This window comes from Snodgrassella sp. ESL0323 (assembly GCF_013346865.1).
Classification (GTDB): Bacteria; Pseudomonadota; Gammaproteobacteria; order Burkholderiales; family Neisseriaceae; genus Snodgrassella; species Snodgrassella alvi.
In genome coordinates this window covers 1-25,157 of the sequence record NZ_JAAEDT010000002.1, presented here as the reverse complement: position 1 = coordinate 25,157, position 25,157 = coordinate 1, and the positions used below count along the sequence as shown (strand labels likewise).

26 protein-coding genes and 1 riboswitch are annotated in these 25,157 nt (G+C 43.9%); of the genes, 9 read left to right on the top strand and 17 right to left on the bottom strand.

Translation table 11 applies throughout. The features are described from left to right. Positions 1 to 13: 13 nt before the first annotated feature. Both hisD and GY065_RS00160 read left to right on the top strand, forming a co-directional pair. Positions 14 to 1,303 (top strand): histidinol dehydrogenase, encoded by a 1,290-nt coding sequence (gene hisD, locus GY065_RS00165; protein WP_100117258.1) that lies wholly within the window; start codon positions 14 to 16, stop codon positions 1,301 to 1,303. Between the two features lie 355 nt (positions 1,304 to 1,658). Beyond that, a complete protein-coding gene (locus GY065_RS00160) occupies positions 1,659 to 2,045 on the top strand; it encodes a VOC family protein (protein ID WP_100117257.1) in 387 nt (128 codons plus the stop codon). 400 nt (positions 2,046 to 2,445) lie between these two features. On the opposite strand, the gene GY065_RS00155 is transcribed toward GY065_RS00160, so the two are convergent. From GY065_RS00155 to GY065_RS13150, 3 genes are all read right to left on the bottom strand, one after another. Next, entirely contained in the window at positions 2,446 to 2,640 is a 195-nt protein-coding gene (locus tag GY065_RS00155; RefSeq protein ID WP_174832539.1) for a hypothetical protein, read from the bottom strand. A 314-nt stretch (positions 2,641 to 2,954) separates the two neighbouring features. Continuing rightward, positions 2,955 to 4,325, bottom strand: a complete 1,371-nt coding sequence (purB, locus tag GY065_RS00150; RefSeq protein WP_174832538.1) for an adenylosuccinate lyase — start codon at positions 4,323 to 4,325, stop codon at positions 2,955 to 2,957. Between the two features lie 40 nt (positions 4,326 to 4,365). Next, positions 4,366 to 4,548, bottom strand: a complete 183-nt coding sequence (locus tag GY065_RS13150) for a hypothetical protein (protein ID WP_244621452.1) — start codon at positions 4,546 to 4,548, stop codon at positions 4,366 to 4,368. A 29-nt stretch (positions 4,549 to 4,577) separates the two neighbouring features. On the opposite strand from GY065_RS13150, the gene GY065_RS13145 reads away from it, so the two are divergent. Next, positions 4,578 to 4,859 carry a hypothetical protein gene (locus GY065_RS13145; RefSeq protein WP_244621451.1) on the top strand — a complete coding sequence of 94 codons (282 nt, stop codon included), beginning with the start codon at positions 4,578 to 4,580 and terminating at the stop codon, positions 4,857 to 4,859. A 64-nt stretch (positions 4,860 to 4,923) separates the two neighbouring features. On the opposite strand, the gene GY065_RS13140 is transcribed toward GY065_RS13145, so the two are convergent. The 4 genes from GY065_RS13140 to queF form a co-directional block, all read right to left on the bottom strand. After that, positions 4,924 to 5,202, bottom strand: a complete 279-nt coding sequence (locus GY065_RS13140; RefSeq protein ID WP_244621450.1) for a glycosyltransferase family 2 protein — start codon at positions 5,200 to 5,202, stop codon at positions 4,924 to 4,926. 63 nt (positions 5,203 to 5,265) lie between these two features. Continuing rightward, positions 5,266 to 6,370 (bottom strand): peptide chain release factor 2 gene (gene prfB / locus GY065_RS00140; protein ID WP_096766013.1). Its coding sequence is split into 2 segments (ribosomal slippage): positions 5,266 to 6,288 and positions 6,290 to 6,370, totalling 1,104 coding nucleotides; the frame shifts between segments, so codons are not numbered across the junction. A gap of 130 nt (positions 6,371 to 6,500) precedes the next feature. Next, positions 6,501 to 7,160 (bottom strand): 7-cyano-7-deazaguanine/7-aminomethyl-7-deazaguanine transporter, encoded by a 660-nt coding sequence (locus GY065_RS00135; protein WP_174832537.1) that lies wholly within the window; start codon positions 7,158 to 7,160, stop codon positions 6,501 to 6,503. Between the two features lie 100 nt (positions 7,161 to 7,260). Next, complete coding sequence (gene queF, locus GY065_RS00130) at positions 7,261 to 7,731, bottom strand: preQ(1) synthase (protein WP_025329682.1); 471 nt, start codon at positions 7,729 to 7,731, stop codon at positions 7,261 to 7,263. Between the two features lie 6 nt (positions 7,732 to 7,737). Then, positions 7,738 to 7,782, bottom strand: a riboswitch (PreQ1 riboswitch). 270 nt (positions 7,783 to 8,052) lie between these two features. Between queF and aroG the strand changes: the two genes are divergently transcribed. Continuing rightward, the gene (aroG, locus tag GY065_RS00125; RefSeq protein WP_174829654.1) at positions 8,053 to 9,108 is read left to right on the top strand and encodes a 3-deoxy-7-phosphoheptulonate synthase AroG; all 1,056 of its coding nucleotides are present in this window, start codon (positions 8,053 to 8,055) and stop codon (positions 9,106 to 9,108) included. A 61-nt stretch (positions 9,109 to 9,169) separates the two neighbouring features. On the opposite strand, the gene ftsX is transcribed toward aroG, so the two are convergent. Both ftsX and ftsE read right to left on the bottom strand, forming a co-directional pair. Next, positions 9,170 to 10,087 carry a permease-like cell division protein FtsX gene (gene ftsX, locus GY065_RS00120; protein WP_174832559.1) on the bottom strand — a complete coding sequence of 306 codons (918 nt, stop codon included), beginning with the start codon at positions 10,085 to 10,087 and terminating at the stop codon, positions 9,170 to 9,172. After that, positions 10,078 to 10,731: a cell division ATP-binding protein FtsE gene (ftsE, locus tag GY065_RS00115; RefSeq protein WP_084585172.1), complete on the bottom strand. Its 654-nt coding sequence runs from the start codon at positions 10,729 to 10,731 to the stop codon at positions 10,078 to 10,080. The genes ftsX and ftsE overlap by 10 nt, the downstream gene beginning before the upstream one ends. Before the next feature lie 130 nt (positions 10,732 to 10,861). Here ftsE and grxC point away from each other — a divergent pair, with 130 nt between their 5' ends. Further along, positions 10,862 to 11,119 carry a glutaredoxin 3 gene (gene grxC / locus GY065_RS00110; protein WP_174832536.1) on the top strand — a complete coding sequence of 86 codons (258 nt, stop codon included), beginning with the start codon at positions 10,862 to 10,864 and terminating at the stop codon, positions 11,117 to 11,119. An 86-nt stretch (positions 11,120 to 11,205) separates the two neighbouring features. Beyond that, the gene (gene secB, locus GY065_RS00105; RefSeq protein ID WP_174832535.1) at positions 11,206 to 11,670 is read left to right on the top strand and encodes a protein-export chaperone SecB; all 465 of its coding nucleotides are present in this window, start codon (positions 11,206 to 11,208) and stop codon (positions 11,668 to 11,670) included. Between the two features lie 95 nt (positions 11,671 to 11,765). On the opposite strand, the gene GY065_RS00100 is transcribed toward secB, so the two are convergent. Then, positions 11,766 to 13,058: an MFS transporter gene (locus GY065_RS00100; RefSeq protein WP_174832534.1), complete on the bottom strand. Its 1,293-nt coding sequence runs from the start codon at positions 13,056 to 13,058 to the stop codon at positions 11,766 to 11,768. Positions 13,059 to 13,268: 210 nt separating this feature from the next. Here GY065_RS00100 and GY065_RS00095 point away from each other — a divergent pair, with 210 nt between their 5' ends. Continuing rightward, on the top strand, positions 13,269 to 14,288 hold the full coding sequence (locus GY065_RS00095) for a sulfate ABC transporter substrate-binding protein (RefSeq protein WP_037392416.1): 1,020 nt from the start codon (positions 13,269 to 13,271) through the stop codon (positions 14,286 to 14,288). A gap of 94 nt (positions 14,289 to 14,382) precedes the next feature. Here the strand turns inward: GY065_RS00095 and cysI are convergent, their stop codons facing one another. After that, a complete protein-coding gene (cysI, locus tag GY065_RS00090; protein ID WP_174832533.1) occupies positions 14,383 to 16,152 on the bottom strand; it encodes an assimilatory sulfite reductase (NADPH) hemoprotein subunit in 1,770 nt (589 codons plus the stop codon). Positions 16,153 to 16,317: 165 nt separating this feature from the next. Between cysI and GY065_RS00085 the strand changes: the two genes are divergently transcribed. Next, positions 16,318 to 16,527 carry a DUF1653 domain-containing protein gene (locus GY065_RS00085; protein ID WP_232346154.1) on the top strand — a complete coding sequence of 70 codons (210 nt, stop codon included), beginning with the start codon at positions 16,318 to 16,320 and terminating at the stop codon, positions 16,525 to 16,527. An 80-nt stretch (positions 16,528 to 16,607) separates the two neighbouring features. Here GY065_RS00085 and mnmE read toward each other — a convergent pair whose 3' ends face one another. Together mnmE and GY065_RS00075 are read right to left on the bottom strand one after the other, a co-directional pair. Next, the gene (gene mnmE, locus GY065_RS00080) at positions 16,608 to 17,984 is read right to left on the bottom strand and encodes a tRNA uridine-5-carboxymethylaminomethyl(34) synthesis GTPase MnmE (RefSeq protein ID WP_174832532.1); all 1,377 of its coding nucleotides are present in this window, start codon (positions 17,982 to 17,984) and stop codon (positions 16,608 to 16,610) included. Between the two features lie 72 nt (positions 17,985 to 18,056). Next, complete coding sequence (locus GY065_RS00075) at positions 18,057 to 18,383, bottom strand: FKBP-type peptidyl-prolyl cis-trans isomerase (protein ID WP_025329671.1); 327 nt, start codon at positions 18,381 to 18,383, stop codon at positions 18,057 to 18,059. A gap of 103 nt (positions 18,384 to 18,486) precedes the next feature. On the opposite strand from GY065_RS00075, the gene GY065_RS00070 reads away from it, so the two are divergent. Next, entirely contained in the window at positions 18,487 to 19,425 is a 939-nt protein-coding gene (locus GY065_RS00070; protein ID WP_174832531.1) for a D-2-hydroxyacid dehydrogenase, read from the top strand. A gap of 3 nt (positions 19,426 to 19,428) precedes the next feature. Here the strand turns inward: GY065_RS00070 and GY065_RS00065 are convergent, their stop codons facing one another. The 4 genes from GY065_RS00065 to GY065_RS00050 all read right to left on the bottom strand — a co-directional run. Further along, positions 19,429 to 20,616 (bottom strand): DUF2827 domain-containing protein, encoded by a 1,188-nt coding sequence (locus GY065_RS00065; RefSeq protein ID WP_174832530.1) that lies wholly within the window; start codon positions 20,614 to 20,616, stop codon positions 19,429 to 19,431. 109 nt (positions 20,617 to 20,725) lie between these two features. After that, a complete protein-coding gene (locus GY065_RS00060) occupies positions 20,726 to 21,856 on the bottom strand; it encodes a DUF2827 domain-containing protein (protein WP_174832529.1) in 1,131 nt (376 codons plus the stop codon). Between the two features lie 3 nt (positions 21,857 to 21,859). Continuing rightward, positions 21,860 to 23,005 (bottom strand): DUF2827 domain-containing protein, encoded by a 1,146-nt coding sequence (locus GY065_RS00055; RefSeq protein WP_174832528.1) that lies wholly within the window; start codon positions 23,003 to 23,005, stop codon positions 21,860 to 21,862. A 100-nt stretch (positions 23,006 to 23,105) separates the two neighbouring features. Then, positions 23,106 to 25,157: hypothetical protein (locus GY065_RS00050; protein WP_174832527.1), on the bottom strand; the 2,052-nt coding region annotated here is incomplete at its 5' end.

Sequence of the window (25,157 nt, the reverse complement as noted above, 5' to 3'; positions counted from 1 at the left end):
GTAATACATAGGCATGAAATATATTTCTACCCAGGATGCTGACTTTAAAGCCAGGCTAACTGCTCTACAGGCATTTGAAACTGCGCAGGATCCGCAAGTGGATGCTGCAGTAGCTGCTATCTGTGCTGATGTACAGCAACGGGGTGATGCAGCCGTAATCGAATATACCAATCGTTTTGATCACACACAGGCTCAGTCTATGGCTGATCTGACATTAAATCAGACAGATCTGGCCGCAGCATTTGCCCGTCTGCCGGCAGATGTGCAAAAAGCTTTACAAACAGCTGCCAAACGGATTGAAAGTTATCATCAGCATCAAAAGCAACAGTCATGGCAATATGAAGATGAAAATGGCACCTTACTAGGACAACAAATCACCGCTCTGGATCGAGTTGGTATTTATGTACCCGGTGGTAAAGCTGCTTATCCAAGCTCAGTGATGATGAATGCTATACCGGCTCATGTAGCCGGTGTCGCTGAAATTGTCATGGTTGTACCAATGCCTTACGGAGAGAGAAATGATATTGTTCTGGCAGCAGCTTATGTAGCCGGAGTAACTCAAGTCTTTACTATTGGTGGTGCACAGGCTATAGCAGCTTTAGCTTATGGAACACAAAGTATTGCTCAGGTTGATAAAATTACCGGGCCCGGCAATGCTTATGTTGCAGCAGCCAAAAGGCGGGTATTTGGTGTAGTCGGTATTGATATGGTTGCCGGTCCCAGTGAAATTCTGGTGATTGCAGACGGCACTACTCCGGCCAAATGGGTTGCTATGGATTTATTCAGTCAGGCTGAGCATGATGAAATTGCACAGGCTATACTGATCACAACCAATTCAGACTATGCTCATGAAGTGGAAGCCCGGATGGAGGAGTTACTGGTACAGATGCCGCGTAAAGATATCATTGGAGCTTCTCTGACTAATCGCGGAGCTATTATTCAGACACAGAATCTGGATGAGGCCTGTGATATTGCAAATTATCTGGCACCTGAGCATCTGGAGCTTTCGGTAGCAGATCCGCAAAAATGGGCACCAAAAATCCGGCATGCCGGTGCTATTTTTATGGGGCAATATACAAGTGAAAGTCTGGGAGATTATTGTGCCGGTCCCAATCATGTATTACCTACCAGCCGTACTGCACGCTTTGCTTCCCCGCTGGGTGTATACGATTTTCAAAAACGCAGTAGTCTAATTCAGGTTTCTGCTGAGGGTGCCCGACAGTTAGGGCAAATTGCCAGTATTCTGGCGCATGGTGAAGGCCTGACTGCACACGCAAGGTCTGCTGAACTACGTATGGAATAAAGATTTTATTCACAGGTGCCAATGTATCAATAGCATTGGCATTTTTATTTATGTTGTGTGACTAAATATTTCATGCAATTTTAATTTATTTCTGGAATCTGTATTTAATCGAACACAGGCGAAATGAAAATACAAACTTTATTAATAATAGAATAATAATTTCTATCAACCATTACAACAGTAAACAATCTTCTAATAAAAACATCAGCATATTTTGTATTTTTACATGCTAAATGTTTAAACAATTCTTTGTAAGTGTTATTTTTTCTCTATTGACACACTCAGGTGAACTGGGTTTATACTGAATTATCAATTCACTGCTATTCCAGTTTTATTTGATAGTAAGGAGTTAATAATGCAGATTAAAAGACTGGATCATCTGGTATTAACTGTTAAAGATATTCAAGCCTCCTGTGCCTTTTATGCTGATGTACTTGGTATGCAGGTGAGCACATTTGCAGATAATCGTACTGCTTTACATTTTGGTCAGATGAAGATTAATTTACATCAGCAAGGTCATGAATTTGAACCTAAAGCACAACACCCTACTCCCGGTTCAGCCGACTTGTGCTTTATTGTAGAACAGACACTGGATGAAGTAATGGCTATTTTACATCAGCATAATATTCCATTAGAACTAGAACCAACTTCCCGTACCGGAGCTTGTGGAAAAATTACTTCGATTTATATTCGTGATCCGGATAATAACTTGATTGAGTTATCAAATTATCCAAATCAATAATCCTATTCTGATAATCTGAGACAGATTAAAAATAATATATCAGTTAAATGATGGATTTATTTTATTACAGTTAAAATAAATCTGCCGAAAATAACAAAAAGCTTTAAACAGATTTCTGGCAGCTATATATCATTAATATTTTTATATTATTATTATTTAATATAATCAATCATATAAAACCAAATTTTATAAACTGCTTAGTAATATTGATTATTTGTCAAAATAAAATAAATTTTCAATCTGAATAAAAAATAAGTCATTTTTGTTATGTTAATCTATTACTGGTAGTTATACAGTTTAATTTAGTCAGTAACTAACCATTTACATAGATAAATGAAAAAGCCAACAATTAATCAGGTTGTTATAAAATAAACAACCTGATTAATTTGATAAAGCAGGCTTAATTTGTCTGAATATCAAGAGAGATATTACCCGCTGAATCATTTGAGCAACGACCAGAGCTATCAGGATAAGACCCGTCTGTACATTTTACACGATACCTAACTGTCTCATTATAATGATCGTGATCATCAAACAGACAACCGGTTAAAGCAAACGTGCTGAATAAAAATGTTACTGTTAATAATTTTTTCATGATGTTTCCTTTTATAAAATATATCTTTTTATTTAATTAATTGCCACGCAAGCCAATTATAATTCAACTGATTAAATTTTATTTATATTATTTTATATATTTTATCAAAAATATACAAAATTACTTTTTTTGATCTATCCATAGTCTATCTGCACATGAACAGCACTATCTAAAATATCTGCTGGCTACATTAGTTATTTTGCATATAATTTTTGAATTCATCTAATCAATTAATTACGAATATAACCTGATATTTAATTATGTTCAAACAAAGAGAAAGAAAATAGCTATTTTCTCTTTGTTGATAATTGTATTCAGATTCGTTCTGCAAGCTCCTGAGCCTTGCCTACATATAATGCAGGAGTAAGCGCCAGTAACTGTGCTTTTGCTGTGTCAGGAATAGCCAGCTGATTAATAAATGCTTGCAGACTTTCTGGGGTAATGCCATGCTTACCACGGGTAAGTTCTTTAAGCTGTTCATACGGATTAGCAACTCCATAGCGGCGCATTACTGTCTGAATCGGCTCAGCCAGCAGCTCCCATGTTGCATCCAGATCTGCGGCAAATGCAGCAGAATTGATTTCCAGTTTATTCAGACCACGCAAATGCGCTGTCAGTCCCAATATAGTGTAACCGAAGCCTGTCCCCATATTACGCAATACAGTACTATCAGTTAAATCGCGCTGCCAGCGGGATACTGGCAGTTTTTCAGCAAGGAAAACCAGCACAGCATTGGCCATACCCAGATTACCTTCTGAATTTTCAAAATCAATCGGATTGACTTTGTGTGGCATAGTAGAAGAACCAACTTCTCCGGCTTTAACTTTCTGCCGGAAATAACCAATAGAAATATAACCCCAGATATCACGGTTAAAGTCAATCAGAATGGTGTTTATACGACTAATCGTCTGGAAAAATTCCGCCATATAATCATGTGGTTCAATCTGAATAGTATAGGGGTTAAAGGTCAGCCCCAGATTATATTCGACAAAACGACGGCAATGTCCTTCCCAGTCTATATCGGGATAGGCAACCAGATGCGCGTTGTAATTACCCACAGCTCCATTGATTTTGCCCAGAAACTGCTGTTGCCGGACTGATTCCATTTGTCTTTGCAGACGAGCCACGACATTGGCGATTTCTTTACCCAATGTACTGGGAGTCGCAGGCTGTCCATGGGTGCGGCACATCATAGGCAATGCGGCATGAGTATGCGCCAGATTGCGCAATACGGTTATCAGCTCAGTAAGCTTAGGCAGCAGTACTTCATCACGTGCCTGTTTCAGCATCAGAGCATGTGAAAGATTATTGATATCCTCACTGGTACAGGAAAAATGAATGAATTCACTGACTGCCATAACTTCAGGCACATTGGCAAAACGCTGTTTCAGCCAGTATTCAATAGCTTTCACATCATGATTAGTTGTGGCTTCTATGGCTTTAACTGCTTCCGCATCTGCTATTGAAAATTCAGCAATAACACGATCAATTTCTGCAATGGTGGCCGGACTGAATGGCGGAACTTCACTAATTCCAGCTTCGGCTGCCAGTGCTTTCAGCCAGCCAAGCTCAACCTGTACACGAGCATGCATCAGACCATATTCAGAAAAAATCGGGCGCAAATCAGCCACAGACGATGCATAGCGCCCATCCAACGGAGACAGGGCATATAACGGATTTATCATGTTTCTTCTACTTCCAGAGTTATCAAAAGACAATTTTCAGTTAATCCAAAGTTTCAGTATTAACCGGTTCATCAGTAAAAAACTGTAGTGCCTGCTTTCCCGGTTTCGGATAATTCAGTATCTGACGCAAATCATGCAAACGGTGCACAATAGTCTGAGTAACAGCATTGGCTTGCTGCAACGCAGACTCATCACAATCAGAATGTATCTGTCCGAACAGCATCGAATCCAGCAGTTTACATACATACTGTCATGACCATAAAAATTGACACCGATGTCGATCATGCCGGCTTTATCAAAAAGGGTAGCGACCATGCAGCTTTCTATTGTCGCCAGACCAAGTGCACCATCTTCCCCGCCCAGCTGCCGAAACAACGAGTCAGCCGGAAAACCACCACAGGCAAGAAAATAGGCACGGTTAAAAACAGTATTGGTAGCGGTAATCATTTCAAATGTGCGCCAGGCCAGATTAAACTGTTCATGCTTACAGTATTTTTCCGGAATATTGTATCCGGTTACCGGCAGGCGCAATAAACCACTGTTCGGGAGAAAGTGAAATACAGCACATGCTGCCTGTAAGGCATAAGGCTGATAGGCATCATCGGCATCCAGAAAAGCAATGTGACTGCTGACAGACAGTAATGCCCCCCCAGTTACGCGCTAGCGCAGGTCCGCGGTTAGAAGCTAGATATTCTGCACGAATTTTTTGCGGATAATGCTGTTGCCACTGTTGGATCAGGGTGGCGGTATTATCGGTGGAAGCGTCATCAACCAGCCACAGACAACCGAGCTCCGGCTGCACCAGCACACTTTCTACAGCCCGTCCCAGTGTATTTTCTGCGTTGTAGCAGGGAATAATGACATCAATACAATTCATGCTGCTACACACCTTAAAAAACCAAGGCTGTCTGAATGCATCAGACAGCCGCGTGACTTTTACTTAAACACCCTGTTTCAGACTGGCTTCAATAAAACCATCAAGGTCGCCATCCATAACTGCCTTGATATTGCCGACTTCATAGCCGGTACGCAAATCTTTAATGCGCGATGAATCGAATACATAAGAGCGTATCTGATGCCCCCAGCCCACATCATCTTTACTGGCTTCCAGATTCTGCTTTTCTTCATTACGCCGGCGCATTTCCAGCTCAAACAATTTTGCCTTAAGCATATTCATTGCTTCTTCGCGGTTACGGTGCTGAGAACGGTCATTCTGGCACTGCACCACAATACCGGTCGGTTCATGGGTAATACGTACAGCTGAGTCAGTTTTATTAATGTGCTGACCACCTGCTCCAGAAGCACGATAGGTATCAATACGCAAATCAGCCGGATTGATTTCAATTTCAAAGCTGTCATCGACTTCAGGATAGACAAATACCGATGCAAATGAAGTATGCCGTTTGTTATTTGAATCAAAAGGTGAATACCGTACCAGACGGTGAATACCAGTTTCAGTACGCAGCAATCCGTAGGCGTACTCTCCGTCTAGTTTAATGGTAGCACGATTCACACCGGCAATTTCGCCTTCATCTTCTTCAAGTATTTCTACTTTGAAGCCTTTGCGTTCACCATAACGCACGTACATGCGCAACAGCATCCCAGCCCAGTCTTCCGCCTCTGTACCGCCGGCACCGGCAACAATATCTATGAAGCAGTTATTGACATCGGCAGGCTGATTAAACATACGTTTGAATTCAAGCTGTGCCAGTTCATCCTGTAAAGCGGTAATATCTGCCTGAACGGCTTCAAAACCGTCTGTATCATTTTCCTCCACAGCCATCTGCAGCAGCATCCGGTTATCTTCGATACCGCTGTGCAGATGATCCAGTGTGAGTACGATGCCCTCCAGCACTTTGCGTTCTTTACCGACTTCCTGAGCTTTTTTCGGATCGTTCCACAACTCAGGATCTTCTGACAGACCAATTACTTCTTCGAGGCGGTCTTTTTTGCCAGCGTAGTCAAAGATACCTCCGTAAATCGTGACTACGGGATGCCATATCATCCAGAATATTATTTAATTGATTAATCTGCTCCGCTTCCATGATGTTCTCTTAGCCATGTATTTGAAAATAGGCGCGTATTATAACAGAAGCCGGTGTGTCAATCAGGCCGCTTTTAAGCGGCCTGATGATAAAGAATAAATTGTAATCAGATGTTGATTGATAATTCTTTTTACCCGTTTACGGTACGTGGTGCCAAAGCAGTTAGTTTGTATAATAAATAGCGCAGTACGATGCCATAAGTAGGCAGGAAAAACAGAGCGGCAACGCTGATTTTGAACGCATAATCGGTCAGGGAAATCTGTAACCAGTTCTCGGCCATAAATGCATCCGGCGAATGGTAAAACGCAACAGCAAAAAACAGCAATGTATCTACAGCACTGCCTAAAACAGCAGAAGCACTGGGAGCAGGCCACCAGCGCCGGCACTGCCGCAGCCGGTTAAATACCAGAATATCCATCAGTTGACCGACCACATAGGCTGTAAAACTGGCCAGGGCAATGCGGGCAACAAATAAATCAAAATGGCTTAATGCCGTCCAGCCCATCCAGTGCCCGTCCTGAAACAGGACAGAAATGGCATAAGAAAACAGTAATGATGGCAGCATTACCCAGAAAATGATTCGGCGCGCCAGACCTGAACCAAAAATTCGTACAGTTAAATCAGTGGTAAGAAAAATAAACGGAAAGGTAAAAGCACCCCAGGTATTGTGTAATCCAAATAAAGTAAAAGGGAACTGTACCAGATAATTACTGGCTACGATTACCAGCATGTGCCAAAACGTCAGCCAGCGCAAAGCCTTATAGCGTTGCGCATCAGAAAATTCATACATATTTATTCCTATCAGTCGTATCGGTAACTGCGCCAGGCAGTAAAACTGCCCGCATGATGTAAACCGGCAGTCTGAGATACTTGTGTCATTTTAAGAAGACTTATTTCACCTGAAACTGAAGTAAGCGCTGTGCAGCCATATCGCTATAGCGTGTATCAGGCTCACCATAATTGGCATATGGATGGATGGCGATACCGCCACGCGGAGTAAATTCACCATATACCTCAATGTATTTAGGCTGCATCAAGGCAATCAGATCTTTCATGATGATATTGACACAATCTTCATGAAAATCACCATGATTGCGGAAACTGAACAGATACAGTTTTAATGATTTGCTTTCTACCATACGCAAACGCGGTAAATAATTGATATAAATGGTAGCAAAGTCCGGCTGGCCGGTTTTCGGGCACAGACTGGTGAATTCAGGACAGATAAATTTAACGAAATAATCGTTATCAGGGTGTTGATTGTCGAAGGCTTCCAGCAGCTCCGGGGCATAATCACTACGGTATTCCGTATGCTGATTACCCAGCAGGCTCACCGTGCCCAGATTATTTTGCGCACGCATATATTTGATTTCCTAGTTTTTTTATGTGGGAGGTTTACGAACCACAGGGTGGGCGATTGTACCTGAAATTTGTCTGAAATCAAAACTATATCAGTAAAATCCGCTCTATTCCGTAAAGACAATATAATGGTTATTATTAGTATATTATTCCGAGAATTTATAAAAAATCATCATAAAAAATAATTAAATGTTATTTAAATCCGAATTTAAGCAAGAATATATCTTTGCCAAAGTTTTGTCCTTGCTTTTTAAGCATATTCATTATAGCCTGATGGATAAATCACGAAAAATTTAAAATAATAGAGTCAGACAGGAATTACTATGAATCAGGTAGCATCCCGCCCAATTGATGATGTCAGAATTAAAGAAATTAAGGAACTGTTGCCACCCATTGCTCATTTATACGAATTGCCCATTACAGAGCAGGCCTCTGAGGTAGTACACAATACACGCCATGCTATTGCGGATCTGGTACATGGCAAGGATAAACGTCTACTGGTGATTATCGGTCCGTGTTCTATCCATGATCCGGCAGCTGCTATTGAATACGCTAAGCGTCTGAATGTATTACGTGAAAAATATGCACAAGAATTATTGATTGTTATGCGGGTTTACTTTGAAAAACCGCGTACTACGGTAGGCTGGAAAGGATTTATTAACGATCCGCATATTGATGGTTCCTATGATATTAACTATGGTTTGCGTCTGGCACGTAAACTGCTGCTGGAATTAAACAATATGGGGATGCCGGCAGCCACCGAATTTCTGGACATGATTACTCCGCAGTATTTTGCCGACCTAATTTCATGGGGAGCAATCGGTGCCCGTACAACCGAAAGTCAGGTACACCGCGAGCTGGCCTCAGGTTTAAGCTGTCCGGTAGGTTTCAAAAATGGTACTGACGGCAATCTGAAAATTGCTATTGATGCCATTGGTGCTTCCAGCCATCCGCATCATTTTCTTTCAGTAACCAAGGCTGGCCATTCGGCCATTGTACGCACCAGCGGTAATCCTGACTGCCACATCATTCTGCGTGGTGGTAAAGAACCTAATTACAGCCATGAATATGTACAGGCAGCGGTAAATGAACTGAACAAAAATCAGGTTACTCCTAATCTGATGATCGATTGCAGCCATGCCAACAGCCGCAAGGATTACCGCCGGCAAATGGAAGTAGCACAGGATATTGCCGCACAGATTCAGGCAGGTGAACAGCACATTATGGGCGTAATGGTAGAAAGTAATCTGATGGCCGGGCGACAGGATAACCCAGAAAATTACGGTCAGAGTATTACCGATGCCTGTATTGGCTGGGAAGAAACAGAAACTATGCTTGCCTTACTGGCACAGGCTGCACAGGCACGTCAGCAAAAGTAAACAGTATCGACACTAATATATGATACCTTAAAATTATCCCCGCTATTTGCGGGGATAATTTTTACCGTACTGATTTAAAGCTAAGTAAATGCTGACGTGTAGCCAGCCATGCGCCCAGCATACCCAATCCGCAGACCATTAGCAAAATAGCCAGCACTTCCAATAGGTTGAAAAAACGCCAGACAACATGCACACCATATGGCTGTAAAATCGCACTGAGTAAAGGCTGAGTCTGATAGTTAAGCCAATAACACAAACCAATGCTGATTGCCGCAGCCAGCAGACTCTGCCAGATAGCCAGATACAGGAACGGTCGGCGGATAAATGATGCCGGAGCGCCCAGCAGTTTGGTAATTTCGATTTCTTCCCGATGGCTGAGAATCTGTAACCGGATAGTATTGTAAGCAACCAGGGCGAAAGCCAGCCCCAGTGTAATAGCCAGAAACCACAACAATTTATGGACAAACTGATTAATCTGATACAGCGTCTGCATCCACTCAGCGTCCATTTTCACGCTTTCAACCATGGGTAATTGTTCAAACTGAGTCTGTAATGCAGCCAGCTCGTCCGGCGAATCTGCCTGTGGCGTAACCGTAAATACATCCGGCAGAGGGTTACTGTCAAGCATTGAAACCAAATCCTGATTACCCATGCTGCGCTGCAACTCTTCCAAGCCTTGCTGTTTACTCACAAATACTACTTTTTGAAGTTGTTTATTGGCCTTTAAGGCTTCTTCAACGGTGTGATTATCACTGGCAGTGGCATTAATCTGCATATAAAGTGTCATGGTAGGCACTTCATTCATCTGTCCCAGTACCTGCTGACCGCTCTGTACACCCAGATACAGAGCCAGCGGTAAAGTCATGGCAATGGCCAGCATGCATAAAATCAGCAGGGTAGCCACCGGCTGACGCAATAGCTGGCGTAAGGCCTTGCATGCCGCTTCTTTGTGCAGAGAAATAAACTGGATCATGCGTATAACCTGCCTTCCTGTAAGCGGATAATACGGTGTCCGTAGTCTGCCATTAATGTTTCATCATGTGCTGCCACCATAACTGTCGTACCGGCCTCATGAAATGTTTTAAACAGCTCCATAATATCAAGTGCATAGGCTCTGTCCAGATTGGCAGACGGTTCATCTGCAATCAGCAGTCCCGGCTGATGTACCACAGCCCGCGCAATACACAACCGCTGCTGCTCACCACCGGACAAAGTAATCGGATCGGCCAGTTCGCGCCCGCTCAGACCAACTTTTTCAATCGCTATCCGCGCCCTCCGTTCAGCCTGTTTACGTTCATAACCGGTGATACGCAGAGGTAACATCACATTTTGCAACACATTGCGGTCAAATAATAATTTATGATCCTGAAAAACGATACCGATATGCTGACGCAAATAACCGAGCTGGTTATCATTTAGCCGCCCCAAATCCTGATTATTCAGCCAGACCTTGCCCTTAGTAGGTTTAACAATACCGCTTATCAGTTTAAGAATTGTTGACTTACCTGCACCGGAATGGCCTGCAATAAAAATCATTTCACCTTTGTTGATAGAAAAACTTAAGTTTTTCAGCGCAGTAAAACCACCCGGATACGTTTTCGAAACCTGTTCAAAACGAATCATCTTTATATGTCCGTTTGTTATATAAGTATTGTTCGATTATACCGCAGCATACGCTCAAAGAAAGCCTGCACCTATCCAGTATCGCAAGTTCGCGGTATGCTTATACCTGTCCGTAAATAAGGAAACTGCAATGCAACCGATTACCATGTATACCACTGGGGTATGCCCTTATTGCCAGATGGCCAAAGCATTACTCAAACAAAAAGGTGTAACCGATATCAATGAAATCCGCGTTGATACCGATGCGCAAATCCGAGAGCAGATGATGCAGCGTACCGGTCGCAGGACTGTTCCGCAGATTTATATCGGAGAGGTACATGTCGGCGGCTTTGATGATTTGAATGCTTTGAATCAAGCAGGTAAACTAGACGCTCTGCTCGCAGGTTAAGCACGTACTATCTTTTTTCACTTTTCATCCGGTACAACCAGATGAAATCTGCAATATTAATTATATTCCTTCGTTGAAAGAACAACATGAACAAAAATGAAAAAGCATCAGAACAAACTTCGCAAGAACCGGTATTCAGCATTGAAAAAATTTATCTGAAAGATTTGTCACTGGAAGTACCGCATGCACCACAGATATTTCTGGAAAGCGGAGAGCCACAAATTGAATTGCGTGTTACTTCTAATTCTGAAAAACTGGAAGATGAATTTTATAATGTGACAGTAACCGTTACCGTTACTGCAAAAATGACTGAAGAACGTGTACTGTTCCTGAATGAAGTAGCACAAAGCGGTATCTTCCGCATTGCCAACATTCCAGAAAAAGATGTAGAACTGTTGCTGGCTGTAGCTGCTCCGAATATTCTGTTTCCTTATGCACGCGAAACAGTATCTAATACCATTACACGTTCCGGCTTCCCGCCGGTAATGCTGGCTCCGATCAATTTCGAAGCCATGTATCAGGCTGAACAGGCTAACGCCGGCAACGCCTGATATAGAATCATAGATAAAAAGCTGCTTTATCCGGATGCAATATATACTTGCGGATAAAGCAGCTTTTTTATATCTGTTACTATGCAGCTACAGCATTACCGGTAACGGTGTTGAAATACTCCGGCAGCCAGTATACCTACTACACATAAAGGCAGAATATAATACATTGCACCAATCGGACTAAAACGACTTAACCACTGCACCAGAGGTAAGGTTAAACCGCCGACAATAGCGTAAGCCACATTGTAGGAAAAAGAAATCCCTGTAAACCGTATAGCCGGCGGAAACATTCGTATCATGGCTGCTGAAACAATACCGGCCACACCAGCCGCCAGCCCCAGCAATAAATACAGAACAAAAATCAGGCTATCACTGTATTTGCCCAATGCCGGATAAAATAACGCTGTCATTACACCTGTAAACACAATTCCGCCTATTAGTACCCGTCCGGTACCCAGCCGATCAGCCAGCAAACCATAAATCACACAGCCAAGCATTTGCATCACAATAGCCATACTCTGCATTTCAAATGCCTGCGTACTGGAAAATCCGAAACTGCCGGTTAATAACTGCGGCATAGCCAGCAAAATCACCACAATACAGCCAGTCAGAAACCAGGTAAGCAGCATGCCGACAGATACAGCAGTTTTATGTTTAGAAACCAGAACTTTAACCGGCATTTCCGTTGCCAGCTCCTTGCGTTGCTGCATTGCTTTGAAAACCGGCGTTTCATGCAAATAGCTGCGTAAATACAGAGTCAGCAGCCCAAACAGCCCGCCAATAATAAAAGGTATGCGCCATGCTCCGTTCAGAATAGCTTCACTACTGAAAAGTTTTGCCATACCCAGCGCAATCAGAGAGCCCAGTAATATTCCCAGCGACAACCCGCCTGTGAGAAAACCATTTGCCATACCAATACGTTTTTCAGGTACATGTTCAGACACAAAAGTCCAGGCTGCCGGAATTTCTCCGCCAATAGCCACACCCTGTATCATGCGTAATACTAATAGCAGTATAGGGGCTGCATAGCCGATATTAGCAAAAGTAGGCATAAGCCCCAGACACAACGTAGGTAAAGCCATCATCATAATAGACAACGCAAACAAACGTTTGCGCCCGAATAAATCACCAAAATGCGCCATCACAATACCGCCCAGAGGACGAAACAGATAACCGGCAGCAAAAATTCCGTAAGTATTCAGCAGCGCCCAGAATGGATTTAAACCTGCCGGAAAAAACAGTTCAGACAACACTTTGGCATAAAAAACATAGATAACAAAATCATAAAATTCCAGTGCCCCGCCAAAGGATGACAGCATCAGCGTACGCACATCTTCCCGTGTTAACAGTTTTTTTTCAGCTGCAACATCTGCATTCCGGCTCTTCATGTAACTTTCTCAATTAAACAGATAAAAAATTAAAAGCGGTTTATAACAGCCTAAGCCAACTTTTTCAAATTCACAGTTCTCACTACTTACATTCCATCTGATTATCAGACTGCTATCTTGCTTTTGGTTATAAAGAAACAAAAAAACAGTATTTCCGTACCCGCACCAGCATTGCTACATTAAAACATCGTCTAAAACCTATTTTCCGGCATGAATATATTCTGGCGCTACGGTCTGCTGGCAGCAATAATTGCAGGTCTGACATCCTGCGATAACAACTCCGGCAGCAGAGCAACTCTGCTGAATGCTTCCTACGATGCTACACGTGAATTGTATCAGCACTACAATACTGATTTTGAAAACTACTGGTATCAGCAAACCGGTCAGAAAGTGCATATCCGCCAGTCCAACGGAGGTTCCGGTAAACAGGCTATTGCTGTACAGAATGGTCTTAAAGCCGATGTGGTGACACTGGCACTGGCCGGAGACATCAATGCTCTGAACCGTGGCAAAAAAACATTACTGCAACCGGACTGGCAGCAGCGTTTACCCCATAACAGCACCCCTTATACCTCTACCATTGTTTTTCTGGTGCGTAAGGGCAATCCCAAACATATCCGTGACTGGGGAGATCTGATTCATAACAATGTTCAGATTATCACACCTAATCCTAAAACATCCGGTGGTGCACGCTGGAATTTTCTCGCTGCATGGGCTTGGGCGAAGCATCAGCCAAACGGTAGTGATGCCAGTGCTCAAGCATATCTGCAAGCTTTACTCCGGCATGTACCCATGATGGATACCGGAGCACGTGCCGCTACCATCACCTTTACCCACCGCCAGCTCGGCGATGTATTACTGGCATGGGAAAATGAGGCCAGATTGGCACTTAAACAGTCTCCTGACGAATTCGAAATCGTCACACCGTCACTTTCAATTTTATGTGAACCGCCGGTAGCCGTTGTTGACAGTAATGTTCTTACCCCGGATAAACGCCGGCTGGCCACTGCCTATCTGCAATATTTGTATAGCGACAGTGCCCAGCGTCTGATAGCACAAAGTTATTTCAGACCGGTGAATCCAAAAATCATGGCAGAATACCGGCACCAGTTTCCCAGCCTGCAACTGGTGACCATTGATAAAGAATTTGGTGGCTGGAAAGAAGCTCAACAACGCTTTTTCAGCGATGGCGGTATATTTGATCAGATTTATGCCAATCAGCAGCCGTAATCTGACACCATAGATACAAAATAGTCCGAACCTGTTATCAGGTATCCGGACTATTTAATTAAATCACAGAAATTTCTCTTTTCTAATTAATCATTTACACTGAAACTTTATCTGCATCCCAGAAATCTACTGCGGCATCTACTACCGGTTTAACAATACCGGTACGAATAGCAAAATCACCAAAATCCTCAGCATTATTACGCTCCTGTGCCCAGCGCGCAATCCAATCCTGCAAGATAGCCAGCACTTCATCAACTGTAATATTCTCGCTGAACAAACGCGGAATACGCGTGCCAGCCCGGTTACCGCCAACGTACAGATTATAACGGCCGACTGCTTTGCCTATCAGCCCGATTTCAGCCAGTAACGCACGACCGCAGTTATTCGGACAACCGGTTACCCGCAGAATAATATGCTCCTTAGACAAACCATATTGCGCCATAAGCGCATCGACCTGATCAATGAAACCGGATAAAAACCGTTCAGATTCAGCCATCGCCAGCGGACAGGTTGGAAAAGCCACACAGGCCATACTGTTTTTACGCTGTTCCGTGATTTCATCGTCAATGAGTTTATATTTACGGGCAATCCGTTCAATTTCATCCTTATCTTCAGCATGCACACCGGCAATAATCACATTCTGATTGGCTGTCAGGCGGAAATCACCTTTATGAATTCTGGCTAATTCACGCATACCGGTTTTCAGCGGCCGGTCAGGATAGTCAAGTAAACGGCCGTTTTCAATAAATAAGGTCAGATGCCAGCGTTCGTCTTCCCCTTGTACCCAACCAATGCGATCACCGCGTTCAGTGAGTTCATAAGGGCGACTGGCAGCAAATTTAAAACCCTGCCGGCGCTCAACCTCCTCTTTAAATACTTCTGCGCCTACACGCTGCAAAGTGTAACGTGTACGTGCATTTTTACGATCACTGCGATTACCCCAGTCGCGCTGGGTAGTAACCACAGCCTCAGCACACCGCACTGCCTGTTCCACCGGAATAAAACCAAAATCCTTAGCAGTATTCGGGAACGTACGCTGATTACCATGATCAATAGACAGCCCGCCGCCTACCAGTACATTAAAACCAACAAGATGACCGCCCTCACCAATAGCGACAAAATTCAAATCATTGGCATGTAAATCCACATCATTCAGTGGGGGAATAACCAGAGCAGTTTTAAATTTACGTGGCAAATAAGTCTTACCATTGATCGGTTCGACCGCATCATTACTCACACCATCTGACAATGGTGCAGCCGGTTCTGAACTAAGCACCTTTTCACCATCCAGCCAGATATCAGCATAAGCATGTGTTCGCGGCAATAAATGCTCAGAAATCTTACACGCCCACTCATAGGCTTCACGATGCAAACTGCTTTCAATCGGGTTACTGGTGCACAGCACATTACGGTTAATATCACCGGCGGTAGCGATTGAATCCAGACCGAGCTGATGCAGCCACTGATGCATCGGTTTAATATCAGGTTTCAGCACGCCATGAAACTGAAATGTCTGGCGTGTAGTCAGACGAATACTGCCATAAAGTGTATGTGCAGTAGCAAATTCATCGATTCCCAGCCATTGTTTCGGGGTAATAATTCCGCCGGGCAGACGGCAGCGCATCATTACATTTTTCAGCGGTTCCAGTCTGGCTGCCTGTCGCTGGGCACGGACATCGCGGTCATCCTGCTCATACATACCATGAAAACGAATCAGCTGAAAATCATCACCATTAAACCCGCCGGTAATCCCGTCATGTAAATCGGCAGCAATCTGCCCGTATAAATAATTACTTTCACCTTTCAGCCGTTCATTATCGGCCAATGGTGCATCTGGCATTCTGGCTCGCGGGTCATTATTCATTTACAGTATTCCTTAATATGGCATCTTGTTATAATTCATTCAAACCATTGTATAATTAATCGGCTTTCAGCCAAAGAATACCGAGTTGTAATTAAAGAGATTTTAGTTATAACACCTCTGACAGCCGACGCCCTCCGGCTGTATCTGACTATGCAGGAAATATCTATGCAACGAGGCATTTATCAGCACTATAAAGGCAGGCTTTATCAGGTTACTGGTACAGCACGCCACAGTGAAACCGAAGAAGAACTAGTTATTTATCAGTGCCTGTACGGTGATTATTCAACCTGGGTGCGTCCCAAAAGCATGTTTAATGAAACCATAAGCGTTGACGGACAACCAGTGCCAAGATTTGCTTTAATACAGCCTCTTTAACCACTAAAACAAAAAAGCACTAACTATCCGTTAAAAGTGATAGTTAGTGCTTTCATTTAGTAGTAATAACTGTGTAAAATTTATTTACCGATACAAAAACGGCTGAATATAACGCCCAGCAAATCATCGGCACTGAATTCACCAGTAATCTCATTCAATGCATTCTGCGCCAGACGCAAATGCTCTGCAAACAATTCAATCTGATTTTCCTGACACATACTGGCATTTAACAGCTCCTCTTTGGCCTGTTCAAGCGCCTGAATATGGCGTGTTCGTGCCAGAAAAAGCCCTTCACTTTCACCCTGCCAGCCTACCTGCTGTAATAAAGCCTGACGCAATAAGTCCAGCCCTTCACCTGTTCTGGCCGACAAAGCAATGACCTGACCGGCATCCGTGAATGCCCGCAATTTTCCCGTTTCACGTGAAACACAGCTGGCTGCTTCTCCTGTTAAATCAATCTTGTTGTGTACTTCGATTTTGTGCAAACTGGCCGGTAACTGAGCCAGAATTGCCGCAGTAGTGGCATTGAGTCCTTCACGCTGGTCAATCAATATCAACGCTACATCTGCCTGCTGTACAGCCTGCTGACTGCGCTCAATACCAATACGTTCAACCACATCTTCTGTTTCACGCAGACCTGCTGTATCAATAATATGGACAGGTACCCCGTCCAGAGTAATCTGTTCCCTTACTGTATCCCTGGTTGTACCGGCGATATCAGTAACAATGGCTATATCGTCGCCAGCCAGTGCATTAAGCAGGCTTGATTTACCCACATTAGGTGCGCCTACCAGCACCACATTCATTCCTTCACGCAGTAGTGCGCCTTGCTGTGCATGCTGTAATACCTTGTCCAGACAGTCACGTAACTGCTTAAGCTTGCCACTTGCATCTGCGGCCTGAAGAAAATCGATGTCCTCCTCCGGAAAATCCAGAGTTGCCTCCACCAGCATACGCAAAGTAATCAGATCATCAACCAGCCGGTGAATTTCTTCAGAAAAAGCACCCTTTAAACTGCGTACCGCCATCCGTGCGGCCGACTGACTGGAAGCATCAATCAGATCAGCCACACTTTCAGCCTGTGCCAGATCTAGCTTATTATTTAAAAAGGCACGTTTAGTAAATTCACCCGGCTCTGCCAGCCGCGCACCCAGTTGCAAACAGCGCTGCAATAGCATCTGCAACACCACTGGTCCGCCATGCCCCTGCAACTCAATTACATCTTCACCAGTAAAGCTGGCCGGCTCTGAAAAATACAACAACAGACCATTATCAATAACCGCATCCTGCTCATCAACAAAATCGGTATACATCACTTTGCGCGGCACCGGTGTTTTTCCACCACTTAATTTTTGTGCCAGAGACAACAGATTTTTACCGGATAAACGTACTACGCCTACGCCACCACGTCCCGGAGCAGTCGCAATGGCAGCAATAGTCGGATTAGTTTCCATCATCAGAATCCCTGCTTATTAAAACAGTTCAGGCAGCCTGAAACAGCTGCCTGAGCAAAATCAGCGTGCAACAGCTTAATCATCAACCTGCAACAATTCCACATCAAAAATCAGTGTGGCATTAGGCGGAATCACACCACCCGCACCCCGGCTACCATAAGCCATATGCGGCGGAATAGTCAGCTTGCGTTTACCGCCTACTTTCATACCATTAAATCCTTCATCCCAGCCGGCAATAACCATACCCGCACCCAGAGTAAATGTTAACGGCTGCTGACGGGTAACACTGGAATCAAACACCGTACCGTCTTCCAGCATACCAGTATAATGTACCGTAATTTCCTTACCCTTTTGAGCTTCCGTACCCGTACCCTGCTGCAAATCTTCAATCACCAGATCCATATTCATTCATCCTTGATTAATAAATTAGCGTACACTGTAACACAGACATTCAACCCATGCATGTTATTGTCCATAGCAGGCTTTTCAATTAACAGGAGATAATATGACTACCAGCGAAATCGTTTTTCTGGACCGTGCAACCCTGCCCGAATATCCGTTTAACTTCAAATTTCCTCATCACATTACCAGCTATAGCCATACCAACCCGGATGAAGTAGCCGGCCGGATTGCTCAGGCAAATATTGTTATATCCAATAAAGTGCGAATTAATGCTGAAGCTATTCGCAATAGTCCACAATTACAATTAATTGCGGTTCCGGCTACCGGTCTGGATCACATTGACCGGCAGACAGCACAACAACACAATGTCGGTATTCGTAATGTTCGCGGTTATGGAAACGATACGGTTGCTGAACATGCCATGATGCTGATTCTGGCACTGATGCGCCAGTTACCAGCTTATCAGCGCGATGTCGCTGCCGGCTTATGGGAAAACAGCCCTTTTTTCTGCCATTTCGGTGCACCTATACATGATTTGAACGGCAAAACACTGGGAATTTTCGGGAAAGGTGGTATCGGACAGGCTTTAGCTGCACGGGCGCAGGCATTCGGAATGCATGTTCTCTGGGGAGAACACAAAAACGCCAGCAGTTGCCGGGATGGCTATACCCCATTTACCCAGCTATTACAACAAGCTGATGTGGTTTCCCTGCATTGCCCGCTGAATGAACAAACCCGCAATATGATTGATGAAGCGGAATTAAAAATGATGAAGCCACAAGCCGTACTGATTAATGTCGGACGAGGCGGTCTGGTTGCAGAACAGCCACTGGTTGCGGCTTTGAAATATGGTCAGTTAGGCGGAGCAGGCGTAGATGTACTTAGCGAGGAACCACCGGTACATGGCAATCCGTTACTGCGTGCTCACCTGCCTAACCTAATTATTACCCCGCATATAGCATGGGGCAGCGAAGAAGCCATACAGCGTATCTGCACCATGCTGGAGGATAATATCAATACCTTTATGCAGGAAAATAAATAGCAATTAGCGTAGTGGTCTGGCTTTCAGTTCTGTCAGCAAGGCAGAATAGCTGGCCACTAAATCAGTATTATCCGGCAGAAAGCGGGCAATCTGCCGCCGCTGCTCATCTATATAATGAGCTGAGTTATCGGCATGTTCATTCATCGCGGATAGCAACTGTTTAGCACCCGCTTGCACATCATTACCCTGATAATAATAGCCAAGATCAGAAATCAGCTCAGCATTATGAATCAAAGGGTATCCTTGCCAGCACACTTCCAGATAGAAATAATTTAGCGGATTTTCCCATTGATGCGATATTACCGCATCTGTATTGGTTGCCAGAAATGTCGGTGTATCATAACGCCCCAGGAATACTGATTTGTGCTTTTTCACAATATCCAACTGATTCATCAGCGCAATGAATTCCATGGATTTCTGCGCCATCGGCAAAGCATTACAAACCTGCAGAATATCAATAGATTCCGGTTTGTCACGATAGACTATTTCAGCAATCAGAATCGGATACAGACAGAATTTAACTACATCGATATTCGGTTCCATAACCGACAAACGCCAGCCTTTACTGGATACCGGAACCTGCCATAAACCCTGAAAAGGCATAGCTGCGGTTTTCTGATTCAGGAAGACCGGACTCCACACAAATGGTACGACGCGTGCTTCGTGGCGGCGGAATATTTCAAAATAAGCCCGACTGCAATTGGCTACCTGCGGAATCATCCAGATATCATCATAACGCTGATTAATAAACAGGTTGGCCCCGCCCATATTGCGGGCAAACAAAACCGACTCCATCATATGGATATATTCAAAACCGCAGCAGTAAGAAATCAGGTGTACACCCCGGTCTTTAATATAAGCTGTTTGCTCAGCACTAATCTGCCCGCCCAGTTCAATCAATACATCTATCTGATCCTTGACTTCGATAAAACTTTTGGTCGGCCATCTCTCCAAATCCCATGGTAAGCGTGAAGTAACCGGCACATCTGTTGTATTAGCCAGAACCACAGAATCTACATTAGGACAGTTTTTTAATGCTTCAGCAAGAAAAACAGCATTCTGTTTAATACCATTATTCCACAGCGTTTCTTCAGGGTGACTCAGACCAATAGTAATTCCTATACGCAGGCGCGCGGCTCCGGTATCCTGAACATGGCCGGAACTCAAATTTGATGTATTAGATAAATTCATATTTTTTTTTATGGAAATATTTCACTACCAACCGGTTTTATGTGTTTTATCAGCAGCAGCTTTTATGTAGGGACACATTAGACTAAAATATCGATCAATTTAAAATAATCTATACTTTAAACAGAGATTTCAGTGCTTCAGTATAACAGCGCACATTACTTTCTGCCTCCGGATCCAGAGTTGCCAGAAAAGCTGCTGCTTTTTCGCGATAACCGGCAAGATTTTCATCGTGCATCTTATACGCATCTGCCAGTTCCTGCCCGCCTTCTTCGCAATCAAAATCATGGTAGCGATACCCGCAATCACCAATCAGATGCGAATTATGAATCAGCGGATAACCGCCATATAAAGCTTCATAATAAAGATAATTCTGCGCATTTTCCCACTGATGACAAACAATAGCTTCACAGTAGCGTGATACAACCTGCCAGATCGGATAACGGCCTTCAAACGATGCCAGACCATGACGAATAATATTTAGACTCTGGGCAAATAGATTAAAAGCATTCTGCTCTTTCAGATTCAGAGTATTACAAACATAGATATGTTCAATAAAATCCGGATTCAGACGATGCGCATTTTCACAGACCAGCATAGGTATATAACTGGTTTTTACCATACACATATTCGGCTCAAACATACCAATACGCCAGCGTCTGCGGCCAGGCTGATATCCGAACTTCTCATTTTCCGGCAGTCTTTCACAAGCCTTATTCAGAATAACCGGACTCCACAAATGCGGCATAATTCTGACCGGAGTACGAAAAGTACTGGCAAAATAGGGCATACAGCTTTTCTCGTACTCAGGTAATGTCCATACCTCATCATATGGTGCACCTGTAATCAGTAATGCAGAAGGTTTATTGAACAGCATGCGTTCAATATCAATCACATAATCATTACCTACCCGCATACTGACTACTTTACCACCCTGGGCCTTGAAACTTATCATCCACTCTTTGGACAGCTGAGCACTCATTTCAATCATGACATCCAGTTGATCCATAGCACTGGCCATGTCAATTACTGGTACTGGTGAATCCTTCAGAAAATTCATTGCGTCCTGCATGTCACCGTCACCGGAACCGGCAACCAACACAGTATTACTGACAACCGGTGATTTTTGTAACAGCATCGCCAGAAACAGACAATTCTGAAAAATACCATTTTCCCACAGCGACTGTGCTCCTTTACGCACATAAATTGAAACACCGATACGAAGTGAAGACACCGACGACATGAGTTAATTCCTTAATAATTCCGGACGATCAGCACACAGATTAGTTAATAATTGTGCATGAGCAGCGATATTAGCTTCTGTCAGAGGTGAAGTAGCCTTAAACAAAGCCTGAGAAGCCTGCCGCTGACTGCCCAGATTTTCCTCATGATGCTGCCAGGCATGAATAAGCAGTCTGCCTGCCTCTGCAGCATTAAAATCCGGATAATAATAGCCGGCACCAAACTCTTTTAACCAAGGTGAATTATGAATCAGTGGATAATCACCATACAGTGCATCCAGATACAAATAATTCTGGTCATTGCACCATTGATGCGAAACCACCGCATTGGCATGCTGTGCCATAAAACCGGCAATATCATGGCGGCCGTAAAAACAAGCTTTATGATCTTTTACCAGATTCAGTGAATTGGCCAGATACAGCATTGTCAGATGATCTTTCATATGCAGCGTATTGAGCACATGCATCATACCTATTGACTGCGGCTCTGCCCGATAGGCTTCATCACAGGCCAGCATCGGAATGGATGAAGTCTTCACCACTGAAATATTGGGCTCGAAAATAGCCACATTCAACGGTGTTTTAACATCATCCTGCAGATTATCGCGCCAGCCAAAATAGAAACCATGCTCAGCAATTTCCTGCTTACGTCTGGATACAAACAACGGATCCCACAAATAGGGCGTAACATGTACCGGACAACGGTACATTGTCCGCAGCATCGGAATATAGCCCTTATCTTTAGGCAAAACCCATACTTCATCAGAACGGTCTACCGGCGGAAAACTGGTCGGTTTTTCAAAGACATTGTATTCTGCCAGACCGACATAAGGCTGACCAACACAATAAAATACCACTTTTTTTCCGCGGGCCCGCTGCAATGCCAGCCAGTGCGGACTTAATGCGCCGGCCAGTTCAATAATGACATCAAAAGCATCTGTGGCTTCCTGTTCCGACATCAGATGCAAATCAAACAGACTTAAATCAATTTGCTCTGCCATTCCCGGCTGCCCGCCCACATTAATCAGATCAACTGCTTTAACAAACGGAATAGCCTTCAGGCTCTGAACCAAAAATATAATATTCTGACTCATGCCATTTTCCCAGATATTCTGATTGGCATGAGTAATAACAGAAATACCGATACGCATGTTAATCCGTATTCTTAGTAAAAATACAATTAGTGATCAATAAATAAGATTTACAGACTTCACAGGAAAAACCCGGAAGTCTGTTTTTAATCAGGTTTTCTTACCATTTAAAGCCAAGTACTGAATTAACAGCTGTCTCTTTGCCCGTAGTAGAAACACCTGCACCCCATGTCACTTTGCCGTTTTTACTTGCTGCCTTATAGTTAAGGCCGACAGCACCATAGCCACGATATGCACCGACACCAACACCAACGGTCTGTTCACCACCATTCAGGGAGGGCAGATAAGCACCGGACAGAGCCATGGCCAGTGCCGTACCGGAATAGGCACGACGCTCAACATGATGAATATTGTCATTCAGCTGGTTAACATATTCATTTATCATGCTAACCTGATTATTCACACCCTTAAGCTGAGCCACATTGACTGCATCAGTATCAGCCGTACCCGCGGCAACTCCGGTTATCTGACGGTATACACCGTTCGATGCATCTCCTACAGATACCGCTCCTTCTGTACTCTTCGTTGCCCGGATTGCTTCTGCCTGCTGCTGTGTTGCCGTTACCGGTATATAGCCCTCTTTACCGGCTGCTGTATTTGCCACCGATCCGGATCCAAGTGCTACGCCTCCGCTCTGAGTTACTTTCGCCTGACTGCCCAGAGCAACACCATTGGCTGACGATGCGCTGGCAGAATCACCTATGGCAACTGCTGAGGTGCCGCTGGCCATTGATGCACCGCCTATTGCAACTGAATCAATTCCCTGTGCAACTGAGGCTGCTTTTGCTGAGTTACTCTTTGCATATTTTGTACCGTAATTTTCCAGATTTTCCAGTGCATCTTTTACATTATTAGCTGACACCACACTGCCCGACGGCGTAGTAATATCATATTTAGGCGGCTTAATACTGTTTGTGTCCGGTTGGGAGGCAGTACCTAGATAAGATGCTACAGAGGAAATCTGACTGTCTATGTTTTTACTGATTGCAGTTGACAGACTCGACAGTGCATCATCAGAAATAGCGCCTGCAGGCAGACCACTTACTACTGTTGACACGCTTGACAAACCAGTTGACACGCTTGATGACAGGGCACTGATACTTTGTTTTACATCCCACAACTGACCAGCATTCACTGCATCAAGAGAGCCGGCTACTATATTACCGCCTTTAACACCGGTAATTGTCTGTGCAATACCTCCGCGGGCAGCATCATAAACCGTACCATTCCACTGTAACGCATTCGCATTCAGATTAGCGATACTGGTGCTCATACTACCTGGGGCTGTGCCAATCAATAAATCTGATATCGCTGTTGAAGTGGATGTTGACAAAGAATTCAGACCGGCAGTCAGCTCAGAGTTTACTCTGTATAACTGGCTGCCATTTACCGCATCATGCGAATTTTCACTTACATCACCATCTGCCAGATTCACAATTTTGCGATAAACAGGAGTAGCATCACGAGTCATACCGTTGATTTGGCCTGCATCAAATCCGCCTTGTTCCTCATTCCATTGGATCGCATGCTTTTCGAGATAAGACATAACTGTCTTCATACTTTCGGAAGCAGTTGACACACTGCTTACTGTGCTTGACAGACTTTCATAATTACTGAACAGAGAACTGCCTATAGAATTGATTTGACTAGTAACAGCCGATGAAATAGTTGTTGACAGACTGCTCAGACTGGTTGAAACAGAGATGTAACTGGAGAGACTAAAGAACTGATCTCCGTTAATTGCATCAGTTGAATGTGCTGATACATCACCGGCAGCTACATGGGTAATTCTTTGTGCACTTCCGCTTCCATGGCTGGCATCATATGCACTAATACCGCCATTCCATTGCAGGGCATCCTGATTTAATGAAGATACCTGTTTATTGATATTAACATATCCGCTTGACAGGCTGGTTATATCGCTATTAGCTGTGTTCAGACCAGTTGATAGGCTGGATACGTTTTGATTTACATCTTTCAGGTTATCAGCAATGATTGTGGATATGCTACCCTGCTGAATGTCTGCCATGTTGCTCATGCTGGTTGATAAACTGTTCAGACCGGTTGATGCTGAGCTGGACAGAGCAAAGAACTGACCTCCGTTAATTGCATCGGTTGAATGTACTGATACATCACCGGCAGCTACATGGGT

Coding starts and splice junctions, on each gene's coding strand:
- hisD (WP_100117258.1), top strand. CDS start 14: ATGAAATATATTTCTACCCAGGATGCTGACTTTAAAGCCAGGCTAACT.
- GY065_RS00160 (WP_100117257.1), top strand. CDS start 1,659: ATGCAGATTAAAAGACTGGATCATCTGGTATTAACTGTTAAAGATATT.
- GY065_RS00155 (WP_174832539.1), bottom strand. CDS start 2,640: ATGAAAAAATTATTAACAGTAACATTTTTATTCAGCACGTTTGCTTTA.
- purB (WP_174832538.1), bottom strand. CDS start 4,325: ATGATAAATCCGTTATATGCCCTGTCTCCGTTGGATGGGCGCTATGCA.
- GY065_RS13150 (WP_244621452.1), bottom strand. CDS start 4,548: ATGCTGTTCGGACAGATACATTCTGATTGTGATGAGTCTGCGTTGCAG.
- GY065_RS13145 (WP_244621451.1), top strand. CDS start 4,578: ATGACCATAAAAATTGACACCGATGTCGATCATGCCGGCTTTATCAAA.
- GY065_RS13140 (WP_244621450.1), bottom strand. CDS start 5,202: ATGAATTGTATTGATGTCATTATTCCCTGCTACAACGCAGAAAATACA.
- GY065_RS00135 (WP_174832537.1), bottom strand. CDS start 7,160: ATGTATGAATTTTCTGATGCGCAACGCTATAAGGCTTTGCGCTGGCTG.
- queF (WP_025329682.1), bottom strand. CDS start 7,731: ATGCGTGCGCAAAATAATCTGGGCACGGTGAGCCTGCTGGGTAATCAG.
- aroG (WP_174829654.1), top strand. CDS start 8,053: ATGAATCAGGTAGCATCCCGCCCAATTGATGATGTCAGAATTAAAGAA.
- ftsE (WP_084585172.1), bottom strand. CDS start 10,731: ATGATTCGTTTTGAACAGGTTTCGAAAACGTATCCGGGTGGTTTTACT.
- grxC (WP_174832536.1), top strand. CDS start 10,862: ATGCAACCGATTACCATGTATACCACTGGGGTATGCCCTTATTGCCAG.
- secB (WP_174832535.1), top strand. CDS start 11,206: ATGAACAAAAATGAAAAAGCATCAGAACAAACTTCGCAAGAACCGGTA.
- GY065_RS00100 (WP_174832534.1), bottom strand. CDS start 13,058: ATGAAGAGCCGGAATGCAGATGTTGCAGCTGAAAAAAAACTGTTAACA.
- GY065_RS00095 (WP_037392416.1), top strand. CDS start 13,269: ATGAATATATTCTGGCGCTACGGTCTGCTGGCAGCAATAATTGCAGGT.
- cysI (WP_174832533.1), bottom strand. CDS start 16,152: ATGAATAATGACCCGCGAGCCAGAATGCCAGATGCACCATTGGCCGAT.
- GY065_RS00085 (WP_232346154.1), top strand. CDS start 16,318: ATGCAACGAGGCATTTATCAGCACTATAAAGGCAGGCTTTATCAGGTT.
- mnmE (WP_174832532.1), bottom strand. CDS start 17,984: ATGATGGAAACTAATCCGACTATTGCTGCCATTGCGACTGCTCCGGGA.
- GY065_RS00075 (WP_025329671.1), bottom strand. CDS start 18,383: ATGGATCTGGTGATTGAAGATTTGCAGCAGGGTACGGGTACGGAAGCT.
- GY065_RS00070 (WP_174832531.1), top strand. CDS start 18,487: ATGACTACCAGCGAAATCGTTTTTCTGGACCGTGCAACCCTGCCCGAA.
- GY065_RS00065 (WP_174832530.1), bottom strand. CDS start 20,616: ATGAATTTATCTAATACATCAAATTTGAGTTCCGGCCATGTTCAGGAT.
- GY065_RS00060 (WP_174832529.1), bottom strand. CDS start 21,856: ATGTCGTCGGTGTCTTCACTTCGTATCGGTGTTTCAATTTATGTGCGT.
- GY065_RS00055 (WP_174832528.1), bottom strand. CDS start 23,005: ATGCGTATCGGTATTTCTGTTATTACTCATGCCAATCAGAATATCTGG.